The sequence below is a fragment of the Klebsiella sp. CN_Kp106 genome (assembly GCF_040064575.1).
Lineage (GTDB): Bacteria > Pseudomonadota > Gammaproteobacteria > Enterobacterales > Enterobacteriaceae > Klebsiella > Klebsiella michiganensis.
The window spans coordinates 85170-99369 of sequence record NZ_JBEAIG010000006.1; the positions used below are offsets into that span (position 1 = coordinate 85170).

Sequence of the window (14200 nt, forward strand, 5' to 3'; positions counted from 1 at the left end):
CCCTGCTCCGTGAGGAGGCAGGGGCAGATATGTTGTTCACTGTGGGAGGGATATGGCGGGCAGGACTACAGCGTATCCAGAATCTTCAGTATCTGCGCCATCAGGGCGGTGATAAGTGCAGTGACCAGCAACGTGACCGCTTCCCGGGCTGTATCAATACTGCTGTCATCGTAGCCTGCCTGACGCAGGCGAATTTCAATAAACTGCCGGGCCTGATGCCCGCCGCACCAGGTCAGTGCCTGGCTCAGGGCCGTCACCAGCATTTTCAGAAAGGTCATAGGGTTTGCTCCGGACTGCCTGGCGGCAGCCCTCTGGTGGAGTGAAGATTTATTTGAGGAAGCTGATACAGGAAAGTGGCTCAGTGGTAGGTGTAACGCCATCCCCCCTTGTCAGTGGTGACGACGACTTCTGAAGCAACGCAGTTATTATAAAAATTTACTTTGACGGACTCCCCGTAGCGCAAGGAGGCGGGCAGAATAGTTTCCTTATTGCTGGAATATAGGTACTTCTGGTTATCAATACGACAGTTACCCCGGTTCACATCTATCTTTTCAACTTTGATACTATCATCCAGCGAGGTGACCACGACCGTGACATAGCGTGTTCCGGCAGGATGAACCTGATTACTGGTCTCCACTTTGATGGTCGGCGCTGGCTCTGCCAGCGTATGAGCTGAGAGTGCAAGCAGTGCGGGTACCAGCATATGTTTAAATTTCATAATCTGTTCCTTTTTAAAATAACGTAATCAACAGGCGTCAAACTCAGATGCAGGCTAGAGTGCATCTTTACCCACGCAGCCGTGGGTCCCGAATACCGGCAATACCTTTGCTGCCCCAGCCAGCGTGAATGTGGCATCCTTAACACCGTCTCCGGTTACTGAGACCTGTTTGCCATTACGTAGCTGAGCCCAGGCCAGCGCCAGGTTATTACCGCCCACTCGACTGCCAGATTCGCTGATGTCGATGGGGGCTCCACCGTCGATACTGACCTGAAGGCTTTTATCTTCATCCATACTGACCTGATGCCCGCTGGCGTCAGTGAATATGACCGTGGCCGGTTGCGAGCCGTAATCCTCACAGGTCAGAGACAGTTGCGATTGACTTTCCCCATTGATAACAAACTCTGATATTCCCTGGCCCCAGCCCCGGGTCCAGGTGGTTTGATTACCGAAGGCCATTGCCACTGCCGGTACCAGCGCACAGGTCAGTAGTAAAGGGTGAATCATTTTTCTGTTCATTTTTGTGCACCTCTGGTTTTCGTAAAACGCTACCCGGAATGGGTATCTGCATGATTTTTAGTAGAAGACAGACAGTCATAAGCATCCCGTTGGGATTTTATAGCTGCAAAAAAGAAGGGGATAACGATGAAATTCGATCGAACCGATCGACAAAATTGATCGTGGTTCAGTAAATATATTTACCGTAAACCTCGCCCGAGTTTATCGATGGTCCGGTTTCACTTCAGAAGGGTGATATATATCTGAGATTTTATTGAACACAGGCTGAGGAAATGCATCACTGAGGCGGTATGGCGCAGACACCGTCCTCTGTGACAGGAGGAACACTAAAAAAGCGGTTATAGAAGAGATTACAGGCTCTGTGGTCGCTGGTGTCAATGTGAAAATATTTTGCCATGTACTGGCTGAGTATATGCTGAAATTCGTCGTAGATTTGTTGAGACCCCCGCTTGTGCTTCACCCTGATTTCATCGACTAAACGATAACATTGCTCCAGCAGGTGGTCGCCGTCGCCGTTCAGCAACGCATGAAACGCGGCAACGGCAAATAATTCATTCGCAGGCCCGGCATTAAGCCAGACGCTGACTTCGGTACAAACCAGCGTTTCCCATAGTGACATCAAATTCAGGCGTAAGGCTTCCTCTTTTAACAGACGGGTTAGTGGAGGGAATGCGTAAATATCAGTGTCAAATAGCCTGCGTGACAGACTTAAATCAGCAAAGGCAAGATGCTTAACTCCGTACAATGCTTCCTGTACAGCATCTGAACCGTATTTATCCGTTAACGCTTTCAGTAAGGTCGATTTAACCGGTTGAGGTGTTTCCATTGCTTTTATGCCACTCAGCACTCCTGACTGACAGCAGGGGATAAAATCCTTCATCATCCGGTTTATAGCAGCAGGTGCGATGATAATGTTTCTGGCGATATTTGCACCGCCCTTAGAGTTAGGGTAAATGTGGCATAGCTCAAGATCCAGCCAGGGGATTAACCTTTTTGTCGTATCAGCAACTCTGTGCCCGTTCAGCGTATTATACGTTTTCTGGTGGCCAGCTTTGTGCTGATATAACCGAATGAGGTCTGCAATATCCGTCGGACCGGTGATACTCCCCAGTCCAAGGGAATTATTTTTTAGCATGGCTTCCACATTGAGCCAGTAAGAGTGCTTAACCAGTCTTATAATAGCATCGTCATCGATTAACCTCCGGGCTTTATCCCGATGTTCCTTACAACAATAAAACTGATTGCGGGTTTCAGATATACTGATACCACAGGCGGGATACTGGCATATTAATGCTGCTCTTTCCGTTCGTCTGGCTGAATTTAACTGTCTGCCCTGATAATGTGTCGGGCATAGCCGTAATATCCGTTCAGCGGGTGAATGGCCGATCTGTGCCATGCAGTTATTTCTTTTACATACGGCCATAATGAAACTCTTATTTAATATAATAATATCTATGTTTTTATTGACAATAGCGGTGATGATATTTTACGTATCATTAAATATATTTATTGCTTAACATCAATTAAATATTAATGTATTTGTCTCAAATGAGTAAGAAATACACCAGCAGAACTGTTTTATTAAATTACAGGTTTTAATGGCTGTTAATGATTCATATCCACAGAGCTTTACACCTGTCGTCATTATCTTTTTTTACTACTGTATTCTGAGAAAACCCCGCGCAGATCGCGACCAGTAGCGACTGGCGCGGGGTTTTTGCCTCTGTGGTTGTTTTCGAAGACGTTTAACCAGTGTACGCTCTGGCCATCCGGGCCTCTGTAGTGAGATGTCCCGATTAATATTCCAGCCTGTTAAAGTCGAAGTATTCAAAACCATACCTGCCAGTGACATTCTCTGGCGATGCAATAATCGGATTATGTCCGTTCTCCAGGAATGCCGGTGGAATACACCATGAGTGGCGACATTCCAGGGAAGGCATGGCAATATACACCGCAGAATGACGGCCGGGACGAATAAAACAAATCAGACCCAGTGCGATTAACTGCTCAAGAACAGATTGTGATTTACTGGCGTCACGCAGCCGGTTCGGGCCGTTCCGGTTTACCTCATTTTTCCTGAGTGGATATCCCTCATTATCGAGAAATTTCTCCTTAAGCCACCTGAACATCTCGTAAACGTCCTCCATAAATGCATTCCGTTCAGAAGAAGGGAAAAACAGCCTTTCCGCTTCTTCAAGATGCCATTCCACAATTTTGAAGGCGGCCTGGATGACCCCCCGCGAAATACATAAACTCTCAGGTGAATACATATATGTCAGAATGGCCGCAACCCTGAGGGCATTCGCCCCCGCTTTGGCTGCAATTTCACTGATATGCTCCATCTGCTGTCCGGGGGCTGTTTTACGGCTGAGCTCTGACTGTTTATCTGCCCAGTAAGTGGTCGCATCATCAGATAACCTGAGCGTTTGTTTTTGCGTATCGTGACTATAAAAACGCGCCTTTTGCTTATCAAGTAACTGGTTAATTTTACTGTGGAACACATTTAATGCTTCATCAGAATGAGCGTGGTCCGTATTTGTGCGGCGACGTCCCAGCGTGCTGATGGTATTGATATAAAGAAACCGCGACAGAAAACCACTTCCCTTGCTGAGTTCACCGTGGTTACGGCGGTAATTTTCAAAGACCGGGGGCTGAACCATTAATGCTAGGGTCAGGCAGGCGTTGATATCGTACTCCTCACCGCCCGGGCGGTGGTATTCATAGGTCTCTCCGTCCCAGGCTTTATTCAGTAAACCGAGGTTGTTTTTCAGATACCCTTTAAAAAAGGTAATTGCCTCATCTGAGAGCACCCCGGCTTCAGAATACCGGCTCAAACCTTCCAGGAGCGCCTTTGCGGTGGTGTCGTCATAAAGCATCGCCAGGCGGGTCGGAGGCTGCTGCCGGGTTTCTGCATGTTCATCTAACAGCCGTTCTTCCTCCGTCCCCTCAGAACCGCTTTTGATGGCAGTGTACAGATTACTGGTCAATGCTTTCTGGTGTATTTTCCAGATATTGTCAGCACGCAGGTGTGCCTTCATCAGACCGTCGTGCTGCTGCTTCATTTGCTCAGCGAATCGGTAAAAAGGCTTCATCACTTTTTTGCTGATACTGGTCTTACCTTCACCGGAGACCGCCAACGTCAGTAAATACAGTGCACAGTGCATCGGATCCGATGAGTGTGGTGGTACCACCTCAATATGAGCCTGACAGGCGAGGGAAGCGGCTGCCAGTACGGCCCCCGCTATCAGTTCCGCCGGGATACCCGTCTCGTTATAAAGAGCATCAATGACATCCCGCATCACCGGCGGGAACGCGCAGACAGGATAACCCTCCGGGGTTCTGTTTTGTACGGGAATATAAGGCTCCGGCATTTTCGGAATGACAGTGTGTGGCAGTATATTCTGCATGTAATATTCTCCTTGGTTACTGTTTTCAGTAACGGGTTAGTTGTGAATATAATAAAATAGCCAAGCGTCAAAATTTATTTAAAGTAATAATTTTACTCAATAAATAATCGCATTCAGTTTCCTTGCAGCTGGCAAAAATATGTCGCAGCGAGTACATATTTAAATCAGAGACGTTGTTATATAACCTGCGTATCCTCCTTTAATTTTTACCAATACTATCTCATCGCTTATGATGCCTGCTGGCGTTCCAGCAGCCATGCATCCAGCTCTGACTCAAGCCAGCCGACGGACTGCATACCCAGCCTGCGCTGTTTCGGAAAGGTCGGGTCGTGGCGCGGCGACTTCGGGTTGATCCAGTCATAGATGGTTGAGCGGGCAATGCCCGTTTTGTTAACAACGGCGCGTATCCGCAGTATCCTGATACCTTGTACAGACATATCTGTTAATTCCCCCTGTTCTTTCGATATGGATGCAATTGTATGGTGCCGGAACAGGTAATGGCACCCGCCTGGTGGCTGTAGCAAAAAAGACATTTTATAACAACGAGATAGGGGTTTTTTTTAGGGTTTTTTCCCGTTTTTTGTTGGTGACAGAATGTTTTTTTTCGAAAATGGTGTCGGAAGCGTCTGGCTAAGGGCAAGAATGAGTCGTTCCAGGTGTCAGGCAAGGAAATTTACTGGAGTATAGAAATTGTCATTCGAAAAGAGGGACTTCATGGCTGATTTAGACAGGGATTTTACCCCTGATGAGTTACTCATCGTATTTCGTAAAAAGAGGAAAGCGTTACGTTTTCATCTCGGGATCAGACAGAAACATATCGCCAGGCAATGGCTGAATAAAGATACTGAAATTGTTATCGTGCTACAAACAGGGAGACAAACGAAGGATGAAGATTTAGCGCGGCGACTTGCTGATGAGCACGGAGAGAAAAAATGGCGGCGTTATCTGAAAATTTTCAGTCTTTCAGAATGGATGATAAAGGGGATCAGGAACGATATGTCTGAGGCTGAACAATACTGGAGGCAGGGAACATCGGCTCTCGAATCGGATCCAGATCATGCGGTGCAATTAATGCTGAAGGCTATCGCGTTGTTGGATCGCGGTCTGAAACGCAGTGAATCCGCAGCAGGTAAAAGAATCAAGGAACGGCATAAACTCAATTCTGCTTATGGCGGAAAGGTCAAAGCGACACGTTTTGATGGCGTTAAAGACGAAGTGATAAAACACCTGGAAGCGCAACCTGAGGGCTGGGAAACTAAAACCGATGCCATCAACGCAATTATTAAAGCGTTAAGGCCCTATATTGAGGAGCATGGATGGCCTTCCGCACAGGATAAAAACGACTCACGGGACGCGGCAATGGTGGAGGCAAGCCAGATCAAGTTGTTGGCTGAATGGTCAGTCAAAGACAAAAGAGTGAAGGCGGCGTTTGCGAAGGCAGTACAAAAACGTATCGGGGTGTCGCAAAATCGATAGTCCGGTACCTTGAGAGCGCGTACGTGATTCAATGTGACTGCCTTTTCTCAGATGTGGCTGTGCAGAAGAGCATAGAGCTGATAATAAGACGATACGAGCTCCCCTGAACATCATCGTCTTTTTAGCGATACTGACAGGGTTGATAGCGATACAACTTTTTAATGAGTAATCTGTCGGGAGTACCTTGCACTTTTTAATAGTATGCCGGATCACACTGTCCAATCTGGCAATGGTATTCGTCGTGTAAAACCGCCTCTGCCGCAGGTACCCCAGGTCATGGGTTAATGCTTTGTAGTCCTTCTAAGATACGAGCCGCAGGCTATTACGCACCATGTGAATGATACAGAACTTAATCCGCTCTCCGGATAAACTGCATTAATGGCGTCAGAGATGCTCTTCAGCTCATCAACGTAGGCGATGAGGATATCTTAACTTCGGCACAACTCAGCTCATAGCTTAATTAGTTGATAAAAATCAGCGTGGGGCCCCTCGCTATATCTGCTCATAGATCAGGTTTGACCTGACGCAGCTATTACACAAAACTAAACCAGCTACTCTTAAAATCCGAGAATGTACAGTCTCTAACGGCTTTCCAATAGTTACCGACATTCTCAACGAATAGGTAAATGTCATCATACAGCGGTCAGTTCTGCATCCCCAGTATATTTGCTCGTATGTTAACCTAGCATTAGTACAACATCATTCTTAGGCGAATGGCCCAGCAGGCTTTTTACTCCTTAAAAATTCACTTCTGGTGAAGTAAATTATTCAATGATTTTTGTCATTTAAATCAATTGGTTAATTTTAATTGCGATTTGCTTTTAACCATAGCGATTTAGACGTATTATTTTGAGATTAATCCACTTGCCATGCATTCCCTACCACATTTCAAATGTGAATGAAGAATTATTTTAAGGTTATATATCATGGAGTTATTGAAGTTTCTGGCGGCGATTTTAGTAATTTACTTGTTGTTTTTTAGAAAGAAAAAACGTAAATCTTCAAAGTCTTATGCTTCAAGCCCCGTGAAAGCACCGCCAAAAGAATGGCTCGCTGACATCAAGAAAAAAGAGGCGGTTGTGCGAAACGATGATAGTGAAGACGATAACCTTGCAACTTTTACATTGAGCGGTGGCCGGGGTGTTGAACTTCGGGTGACAACCAATCATTACCGGAACACCTCAAAGTCAGCAGGTGCACTAGCTCGATGGGTACTTCCGGGTGAGATGATAACTGTAGCTGGTGTAGCAATTAGCGGTGGCCACATTTACTTGGGGCAACGTATGAAGCCCTCCGGTCAGGAATCAGGCGGCTATTATGACGATGGAAATGAGGCATCATTAATTGATGACACATGTAAGATAAAACCTACTTCTTATCTTTACGAGGACAGTTCATTAGGATACTGGCCCAGTTTTTCTTCTCTTTCCCCAGAAGCACGCGGTGCGTATGTCAGTTGGCTCGCCAGCGATAGGTCTGATCCATCGTGTCCTATCGGCTATGTTTTTATCTACCTCTACGGCCTGGAAAGAAAAGCGCTCATAGATTCCACTGACCCAAAATTCCCTGATGCTGAGTTCCGTAATCTGTTCAATGAAGTAGCTCGGTTAAGATCCGTATTCATTGAGAACCGCTCATTCCGTGGATATTCGGCCCAGTTACTCGAAGCCATGTCTATTCTGCGCCCGAACATGGGCTTAGCCACTGAGCTCGATAGCAATTCAGGTTTCAGCAACAGCATGCAATTTAAGCTGGCTCTGGCAAAAACTGTACATGAAGGAGTCCCTGTATCAGCTGAACTGGCGTTGAGCTGGGTAATAAACCACACCGAGTATTCGCTGCGTACCCCGGCTCGCCGCTGTGCTAAAGAGTTTGCTGCGCTTTTCAAACGGCGTTACACCCTCAAATATGGTGAAGGGATGGTCGTTAAGGCGAATAAAACGCGCCTAAGGTTAGATTACACACCAGCAAGTCCTAGTTTGCGAGGTGTTCGACTCCCTGTTCCCGACCTGCCTGATCCAAGTGCGTTGAAGAGCCCTGTCCAGAAAATTATGGCTCTTGCCGACATATGTACGGATGAACTTGATGCTTATAGTCGCTACCTTGGTAGGAAAGGTACGTCAGTCAATGATACGGCTGCAATAATGTTGCTCCCTTCAGAGATCGTTAATGAAAGCGCAGAAAAAATATTAAGCTCATTCAAACGCTGGGCTGATGAGGCGATCCTCGTCAAGGAGGGGTTAGTCTCAGTTGCTGACTTTTGGGCACATATGAATGCCATTTGCCCCAATAAAATCAATAAAAAAGAGGCCGATTTGATGCAGGCCTTTGCTCTGAAGATGGGTTACGGTCTGGCACCTGACCCGTATTATCACCATGTGAAGGCGGATGTTGATGGGACACTTGTTCTATTCCCTGCCGCCGAAGGTGGACGCTTCTCACCTTCTTCTGAATTTATCTCAGCAGTAATGACGCTCAGATTAGGGGCGATGGTCGCCTTGATTGACGATTCTCTTGATCAAGCTGAACAGAAAGTGCTTGAGAATGCCATCAACAACAATACTGGCTTCACCGATGATGAAAAACGCTCTCTACATGCGTATTTAACGTGGCAACTTCATACCCCAGCCAATATGACAGGAATGAAAAGCAGGATTGAGTTGATGGGGGCTGCGGAAAAAGCTGCTGTGGGTAAAGTTATCGTTAGTGTTGCCTGTTCGGATGGGACAATAGCGCCTGCCGAAATCAAACAGCTTGAGAAGATTTACTCAAGTTTGGGGCTGGATCCCTCATCTGTCTCGAGCAATATCCATCAGCATTCCGCAACTGAACATGATCTCGTCTCGTCTGTACCAACTGATCAGCCAGCAGTAGGGTTCACACTGGATGCTAATGTACTTGCCCGCCACGAATCTGCCACGGATGATGTTCGTAAATTGCTGAACACAATTTTCACCGAAGAAGAACCGGAAGAGCCAGAAAGCGCTCCAGCCTCATTAACGGAGGCGGGGGGGCTAGACTCCGCACATAGCCAGCTTTATCGCAGTTTGCTGGAGAAAGAACAGTGGTCCCGGAAAGAGGCGACAGAATTGTGTGGAAATTTGAATTTGATGCTCGGCGGTGCGCTTGAGGTGATTAATGACTGGTCCTATGCGGTGGTTGATGCTCCGGTACTGGACGATGCCGATGATGATATCTGGGTTGACCTGGAAATTGCCAAAGAATTAGAGGGATAGTGAATGTCTGTAACACGTATAAGAGTGAAAGAACGCGACGCTATTATTCAGTCACTTAAGTCAGGTGTAACGCCAAGGATAGGCATTCAGCATATCCAGGTTGGCCGCGTGAATGAGATCACCGCTCTCCACCAGGATATTGAGAGGATTGCTGACGGTGGTGCAAGCTTCAGACTTATCATCGGTGAATATGGTTCTGGTAAAACGTTCTTTCTGAGTGTTGTGCGCTCTATTGCGCTAGAGAAGAAGCTGGTGTCAATCAGTGCAGACCTTTCTCCTGACAGACGCATTCACTCATCGGGAGGTCAGGCTCGTAATCTCTATTCTGAGCTTATGAAAAACATGTCCACCAGAAACAAGCTGGATGGTAATGCGTTACTTAGCGTTGTTGAAAGATTCGTTACGGAGGCAAGGAAGGAAGCTGACAAGGACGGCTCCGAGGTTTCATCAGTTATTCATAAACGCCTGGCAGCACTATCAGATATGGTCGGCGGATATGACTTTGCGAAGGTCATTGATTCATTCTGGCGCGGGCATGAGCAGGATAACGAAACACTAAAATCCAATGCTATTCGCTGGTTGCGGGGAGAGTACACCACTAAAACTGATGCCCGTAACGATCTCGACGTTCGGACTATTATCTCAGACGCTTCATTCTATGACTCTTTGAAGCTGATGAGCCTTTTTGTCCGCCAGGCAGGCTATGCCGGTCTTTTGGTCAGCCTCGACGAAATGGTGAACCTCTTTAAACTGAATAATACGCAAGCAAGAACAGCGAACTACGAACAGATTTTGCGGATCCTGAATGACTGCCTGCAAGGCTCAGCCGAGAATATTGGTTTTATCCTCGGGGGGACGCCAGAGTTCCTTTTCGATCCGCGCAAAGGTCTTTACAGCTATGAGGCGCTCCAATCACGTCTGGCGGAAAATCGGTTCGCGCAAAAAGCAGGAGTGATTGACTACTCGTCTCCCACTTTGCATCTTGCCAGCCTCACCCCTGAGGAACTGTATATTTTACTGAGAAATCTTCGTCATGTTTATGCAGGCGGAGATCCAGAGAATTATCTGGTTCCAGATGAGGCACTGACTGGATTTCTGCATCACTGTAGTAAAACCATTGGAGACGCTTACTTCCGTACCCCCCGTAATACCATAAAAGGTTTCTTGGACATGCTGGCCGTGCTGGAACAAAACAGAACGATGAACTGGCAAACACTAATCGAGGGTGTGGCGATTGAAGAGGACAGGCCCAGCGAAATGGATGACGTCATTATAGAGGAAAGCGATGACGACGACGGACTGGCGAACTTCAAATTATGAGCAGTGCCTATGATAGTCTCGATCCCCGCGTCCGTAAGTGGGTTTACAAGCAGGGGTGGTCTACATTAAGGCCCTTGCAGGAGAGTTCTATCCCGGCAATTTTAGCCCGTGATCGAGACGTGCTAATCAGTGCAGGCACAGCAGCCGGTAAAACAGAGGCTTTCTTTCTTCCTGCCTGTTCGGCAGTTGCAGATCTCACTAATGGATTTGGCATCGTCTATATCAGTCCGTTGAAGGCATTGATTAACGATCAGTACCGTCGTCTTGAGAGCCTTGGAGATGCATTGGAAATGCCAGTGACTCCTTGGCACGGGGATGTACCACAAAGCAAAAAGAAGAAGGCTCGGACAAACCCTGCTGGCATTTTACTGATTACACCTGAGTCACTTGAGTCTTTGCTCATAAATTCAATGGGCTGGCTCAAACAGGCGTTTTCGTCAGTCGCATACATCGTTATTGATGAGTTTCATGCTTTCATTGGCTCAGAGCGTGGTGTACAGCTGCTTTCTCTGCTCAATAGAATTGACCATGTGCTAGGACGCCAGGTAAATCCAATTCCCCGCGTTGCGTTGAGTGCCACGCTTGGGGAACTGGAGAAAGTACCCGAACTTTTGCGCCCGGACAAACGACTACCCTGCGTAACTGTTACAGATAGTAAGAGCGAGGCCACTCTTCAGGTACAGGTCAAAGGTTATCTGGAGCGAGTGCTCCAAAAAGAAGAAGAACTTCAGAGTTCAGCTGAACATGACGTTTGCGCTGACATTTTTAGACTTTGCCGTGGCGATTCTCATTTGGTCTTTGCAAACAGTCGAAAGCGGACTGAAAGCATTGCTGCCACGCTGAGCGACATGTGTGAGGAACATATTGTTCCCAATGAATTCTTTCCCCACCATGGTTCCCTTGCCAAGGAATTGCGGGAAGCGCTTGAAACTCGTCTTCAGAAAGGAAATTTGCCCACAACAGCTGTTTGTACAATGACGCTTGAGTTGGGAATTGATATCGGTAAGGTTAAGTCGGTTATCCAAGTTACGCCTCCGCATACTGTTTCCAGTCTGCGTCAGCGTATGGGACGTTCTGGGCGACGCGACTCCCCATCAGTTCTAAGAATGCTAATTACAGAAAATGAGCTCACTGTGACTAGCAGTATCGTTGACCACCTACGGCTGCATTTGGTCCAGTCGATGGCAATGATCAGATTGATGATCTCTAAACAATGGTTTGAGCCTGCCGATTCCCAGCAGATGCATTACTCCACGCTGCTACACCAGATTCTTGCAATTACCGCGCAATGGGGCGGAGTTCGTGCCGATCAACTCTGGTCGCAGCTATGTCAAACAGGCCCGTTCCGTAATGTGGATATAGGCGATTTCAAAAGCCTGCTTAAACATATGGGGGCATGTGGCCTGCTCACTCAACTCGCTAGTGGAGAAATGGTTGTTGGGGCAGAGGGGGAGAAACTGACTAACCATTACACGTTTTATGCCGTGTTCAACACACCAGAAGAGTTCCGCATTGTCACCGGAAACAGAACCCTTGGAACAGTGCCTGTGGACTCCCCACTGCTACCAGATCAACACATCATCTTCGGTGGGCGGCGCTGGAGAGTGACAGAGATCGAGACAGAGAAAAAAGTTATCTATGTAGAGGCGACCAAAGGCGGTCAGCCACCACAATTTAGTGGGGGGGGAATGTCTGTTCATGATGCCGTTCGTCAGGAAATGCTCGCTATCTATAGGGAAGGTGATTACCGCATAGCAATAGGTAGCAAGAGAGTAGATTATGCCGATTCTGCCGCCAGAAGCCTATTTGCGGAAGGCAGCCGTAACTTCCAGAGTTATAACCTGCAAAATGAGTATTTTCTTACGAGCGGCCAATACTGTTACATCCTCCCATGGATGGGAGATAAGGTTGTCAATACGATTACAGCCTTGCTCATACGTTGTGGCTTTAAAGCTAATTCATTGGCTGGAGTTATAGAAATTGACGGCTCAAGTATCACTTCTGTTCAACAGGCCCTTAAAGACCTGCTGCAGTCAGGCTTGCCCTCAGCGTTTGATCTTGCTGTAAATGTTCCAGAAAAGTACTTAGATAAATATGATGAATATTTACCAGAGTTTCTGCTTGCGAAAGGATTTGGGGAAAAAGCGTATGACATTGAAGGCGCGTGTACCTGGCTGAAAGAACATCTTCAGTAAACTGGTTACATAAAAAGGGGGAGATGTTCCCCTTAAGCTTGAGGCCGATTGATGATATTAATTTTTGCTCTTGGCTCGGATCTGCCAGAAATCGAGGTCATAAGGTCTGCTTTGAGCGAGGAACGGACTCTCACACGTTTAGTAAACAAACAGCCATGTGCAGGATATTTGTGAATAAGATCAATTAATTATATTTTCCACATGAGATAATTAAATAGAGGGTATCTCAATTTTGACAACAACTAGGCTCGATGGCTAATTTAGTCGATAGCAGGAGCTGAAGGTAGGGGTAGAATGAAGCTGGAAACAATTCGGTTATCAGGTTTTCAGTCTTTTGGTCTTGAACCAACTGAACTGGGCTTAGAAGATATTACTTATTTAATTGGTCCTAATGGTTCAGGTAAAACCGCTGCACTACAGGCTTTATGCCGACTCTTTGCGTTTGACCCTACATTGCGACGCCTCCAACGTTCAGATTTCCATGTCCCTTTTGATGAGGTAGAGGTTCCTTCGGAGCGCCAGTTGTGGATAGAAGCCGATTTTTTATTTCCCGAACTTGCAGGTGATGAGGATAATAGCACCATAGCACCTCATTTTGGCCATATGCGATTGGACGAGCCAGAAGGTATCCCACGAGTGCGTTTTCGCCTCACGGCTACGATAGGACTTGATGGAGATATTGATGAAACCTTAATGTATGTTCTTGATATCAATGCTGATGGCTCGCCTCTTAATACCGCACAGGTTCCCCGGTCTGAGCGTAATCATATTCAAGTCCACTATCTGCCTGCCAGACGTGATCCTGCTGACCATATTACTTACGGCACGAATGCTTTACTCGGCCGTTTGCTTCGTGCGGTACGTTGGGATGCTGAGCGCGATACAATTAAACAATTGACCGATCAAATAAGCAACAGCCTTGCTGCAAACCCTTCAGTAAATGCATTTAGTGAAACATTAAAAACAACCTGGACCACCCTTCACAAGGGAAAATTTTTCGCTGATCCTAAAATCACATTTGTTGCTTCTGAGATTGAAGCACTGCTGCGGCATTTATCCGTTTCCTTTACACCAGGGCACGATGATTCACTTGTTGATTTCTCGCGGTTGAGTGATGGCCAAAAGTCAATGCTTTACCTTTCTTTAGTATTATCATCTCAAGCTATTGGCAGAGCTGTGCTAGCGGAGGAAGATATATCCTTTGATCCCGATAAGCTACGCCCACCGGTGTTTACGTTGGTCGCCTTGGAGGAGCCAGAAAATAGTCTTTCTCCTGACCCTGGCCCAAATTCAGTGCAGTGCTAAATCAGAGATCCTCGTCTTTCCGGA

Annotated in this window: 11 protein-coding genes and 1 pseudogene; 5 read left to right on the top strand and 7 right to left on the bottom strand. The window is 46.9% G+C overall.

Features of this window, described 5'->3' with window-relative positions; translation table 11 throughout:
* Positions 1 to 65: 65 nt before the first annotated feature.
* The 6 genes from ABLU96_RS05175 to ABLU96_RS05200 form a co-directional block, all read right to left on the bottom strand.
* Positions 66 to 278: a hypothetical protein gene (locus ABLU96_RS05175; protein WP_010434180.1), complete on the bottom strand. Its 213-nt coding sequence runs from the start codon at positions 276 to 278 to the stop codon at positions 66 to 68.
* 80 nt (positions 279 to 358) lie between these two features.
* On the bottom strand, positions 359 to 718 hold the full coding sequence (locus tag ABLU96_RS05180; protein ID WP_010434179.1) for a hypothetical protein: 360 nt from the start codon (positions 716 to 718) through the stop codon (positions 359 to 361).
* Between the two features lie 54 nt (positions 719 to 772).
* Positions 773 to 1237 (bottom strand): hypothetical protein, encoded by a 465-nt coding sequence (locus ABLU96_RS05185; protein WP_024274580.1) that lies wholly within the window; start codon positions 1235 to 1237, stop codon positions 773 to 775.
* A 277-nt stretch (positions 1238 to 1514) separates the two neighbouring features.
* Positions 1515 to 2633, bottom strand: a complete 1119-nt coding sequence (locus tag ABLU96_RS05190; protein WP_224253303.1) for a hypothetical protein — start codon at positions 2631 to 2633, stop codon at positions 1515 to 1517.
* Between the two features lie 400 nt (positions 2634 to 3033).
* Entirely contained in the window at positions 3034 to 4644 is a 1611-nt protein-coding gene (locus ABLU96_RS05195) for a YfjI family protein (protein WP_024274579.1), read from the bottom strand.
* Positions 4645 to 4871: 227 nt separating this feature from the next.
* Entirely contained in the window at positions 4872 to 5081 is a 210-nt protein-coding gene (locus ABLU96_RS05200; RefSeq protein ID WP_004114618.1) for an AlpA family phage regulatory protein, read from the bottom strand.
* A 277-nt stretch (positions 5082 to 5358) separates the two neighbouring features.
* On the opposite strand from ABLU96_RS05200, the gene ABLU96_RS05205 reads away from it, so the two are divergent.
* Complete coding sequence (locus tag ABLU96_RS05205) at positions 5359 to 6120, top strand: hypothetical protein (RefSeq protein ID WP_010434175.1); 762 nt, start codon at positions 5359 to 5361, stop codon at positions 6118 to 6120.
* A 156-nt stretch (positions 6121 to 6276) separates the two neighbouring features.
* Here the strand turns inward: ABLU96_RS05205 and ABLU96_RS05210 are convergent.
* Positions 6277 to 6548 (bottom strand): annotated as a pseudogene (locus ABLU96_RS05210) (transposase); the annotation flags it as partial.
* A 498-nt stretch (positions 6549 to 7046) separates the two neighbouring features.
* On the opposite strand from ABLU96_RS05210, the gene ABLU96_RS05215 reads away from it, so the two are divergent.
* The 4 genes from ABLU96_RS05215 (at position 7047) to ABLU96_RS05230 (ending at position 14176) form a co-directional block, all read left to right on the top strand.
* On the top strand, positions 7047 to 9356 hold the full coding sequence (locus ABLU96_RS05215) for a TerB N-terminal domain-containing protein (protein ID WP_010434174.1): 2310 nt from the start codon (positions 7047 to 7049) through the stop codon (positions 9354 to 9356).
* Positions 9357 to 9359: 3 nt separating this feature from the next.
* Positions 9360 to 10676, top strand: a complete 1317-nt coding sequence (locus tag ABLU96_RS05220) for an ATP-binding protein (RefSeq protein ID WP_010434173.1) — start codon at positions 9360 to 9362, stop codon at positions 10674 to 10676.
* A complete protein-coding gene (locus ABLU96_RS05225) occupies positions 10673 to 12871 on the top strand; it encodes a DEAD/DEAH box helicase (RefSeq protein WP_010434172.1) in 2199 nt (732 codons plus the stop codon). The genes ABLU96_RS05220 and ABLU96_RS05225 overlap by 4 nt, the downstream gene beginning before the upstream one ends.
* A gap of 294 nt (positions 12872 to 13165) precedes the next feature.
* Positions 13166 to 14176: an AAA family ATPase gene (locus ABLU96_RS05230; RefSeq protein ID WP_233932966.1), complete on the top strand. Its 1011-nt coding sequence runs from the start codon at positions 13166 to 13168 to the stop codon at positions 14174 to 14176.
* Positions 14177 to 14200: the final 24 nt, after the last annotated feature.

Bases quoted from the DNA above. Each gene is read 5' to 3' on its own strand.
- ABLU96_RS05175 (WP_010434180.1), bottom strand. From the start codon at position 278: ATGACCTTTCTGAAAATGCTGGTGACGGCCCTGAGCCAGGCACTGACC.
- ABLU96_RS05180 (WP_010434179.1), bottom strand. From the start codon at position 718: ATGAAATTTAAACATATGCTGGTACCCGCACTGCTTGCACTCTCAGCT.
- ABLU96_RS05185 (WP_024274580.1), bottom strand. From the start codon at position 1,237: ATGAACAGAAAAATGATTCACCCTTTACTACTGACCTGTGCGCTGGTA.
- ABLU96_RS05190 (WP_224253303.1), bottom strand. From the start codon at position 2,633: ATGGCACAGATCGGCCATTCACCCGCTGAACGGATATTACGGCTATGC.
- ABLU96_RS05195 (WP_024274579.1), bottom strand. From the start codon at position 4,644: ATGCAGAATATACTGCCACACACTGTCATTCCGAAAATGCCGGAGCCT.
- ABLU96_RS05200 (WP_004114618.1), bottom strand. From the start codon at position 5,081: ATGTCTGTACAAGGTATCAGGATACTGCGGATACGCGCCGTTGTTAAC.
- ABLU96_RS05205 (WP_010434175.1), top strand. From the start codon at position 5,359: ATGGCTGATTTAGACAGGGATTTTACCCCTGATGAGTTACTCATCGTA.
- ABLU96_RS05215 (WP_010434174.1), top strand. From the start codon at position 7,047: ATGGAGTTATTGAAGTTTCTGGCGGCGATTTTAGTAATTTACTTGTTG.
- ABLU96_RS05220 (WP_010434173.1), top strand. From the start codon at position 9,360: ATGTCTGTAACACGTATAAGAGTGAAAGAACGCGACGCTATTATTCAG.
- ABLU96_RS05225 (WP_010434172.1), top strand. From the start codon at position 10,673: ATGAGCAGTGCCTATGATAGTCTCGATCCCCGCGTCCGTAAGTGGGTT.
- ABLU96_RS05230 (WP_233932966.1), top strand. From the start codon at position 13,166: ATGAAGCTGGAAACAATTCGGTTATCAGGTTTTCAGTCTTTTGGTCTT.